Source organism: Anaerococcus faecalis (assembly GCF_013371425.1).
GTDB classification, from domain to species: domain Bacteria; phylum Bacillota; class Clostridia; order Tissierellales; family Peptoniphilaceae; genus Anaerococcus; species Anaerococcus porci.
In genome coordinates, this window is the sequence record NZ_JABVBA010000025.1 from 1 (window position 1) to 1,215 (window position 1,215).

General features: G+C 36.3%; 1 pseudogene. It reads right to left on the reverse strand.

Annotated features, from left to right (window positions below):
- A pseudogene (locus HV819_RS11375) lies at positions 1 to 1,215 on the reverse strand (hypothetical protein); the annotation flags it as partial.

Below are 1,215 nucleotides of genomic sequence, written 5' to 3' on the forward strand. Positions count from 1 at the left end.
ACTTTTGCTTCAACTTCTTGCTTTTCTTCCGGTGTTAATTTCTCTTTGTTTTCAACAGTTGTCTTTTCTGGAGCTACTGCCGGATTCTTTTCAGCTTCTGTTTGAACTGGCTTAGCTTTCTCAACTACCAAATCTTCACCCTTTATTGTATCTTGTGACTTATCTGGATATGTGATTGTTGCTGTTCCATCTTTGCCAATTTCTACTTTTGTAGCTTCTTGACCTTCTTTTGCTTGTGGGAATACATCTTTATTTGCGTCTTCGATTTTCTTCTTAACTTCTGCTTTTTCTTCTTCGGTTAGGTCTTCTTTGTTTACTACCGGAGTTTTTTCAGGAATTAATGGATTTGTTGTATCAGCTTGTGTTTTATCTGATCCATTATCATCCACACCTTTTGAGTGACCTTTTACTGGTACTTCAAATGTTTGACTTCCACCTTCAAAGTCAGCATCTTTAACTGTTACAGTTATTGGTCCATCTACTTTTTCAGTTGGAGTTACTAAGATATTTCCATTTTCATCTATTAACACTGCTAATTCATTGTTATCTTCGTCTTTAGCTGTTATTTCTGTTATTGGTGTTTCTTTATCTTGATTTTCTACTTTCACTCCTGTTGCTTGTTCTTCATCGCTTGGATTAACAACTACTGGAGTTCCTGTTAGTTTTGTCTTCTCCCTTACCAAATCTTCACCTTTTATTGTGTCTTGTGACTTATCTGGGTAGGTGATTGTTGCTGCTCCATCTTTGCCAATTTCTACTTTTGTAGCTTCTTGGCCTTCTTTTGCTTGTGGGAATACATCTTTATTTGCGTCTTCGATTTTCTTCTTAACTTCTGCTTTTTCTTCTTCGGTTAGGTCTTCTTTGTTTACTACCGGAGTTTTTTCAGGAATTAATGGATTTGTTGTATCAGCTTGTGTTTTATCTGATCCGTTATCGTCTACACCTTTTGTGTGTCCTGTTACTGGAACTTCTTTTGTGATGATGCCTTCTGGATTTTCGTCTGTCTTGAAGTCTTCATCTTTGATTGTAACAGTTATTGGTCCATCTACATTTGTTCCTGGTGTTACTTTGATTTCTCCTGTTTTTGAATCGATTGTTACTGGAATTTCTGTTCCGTCTTCATCTTTGGCTGTTACTGTTGTTGGTGTAGTTTCGTCTTGGTTTTTAACTGTTAAACCTGTTTTTTGTTCTTCGTCAGTAGGGTTAACTTTTGTT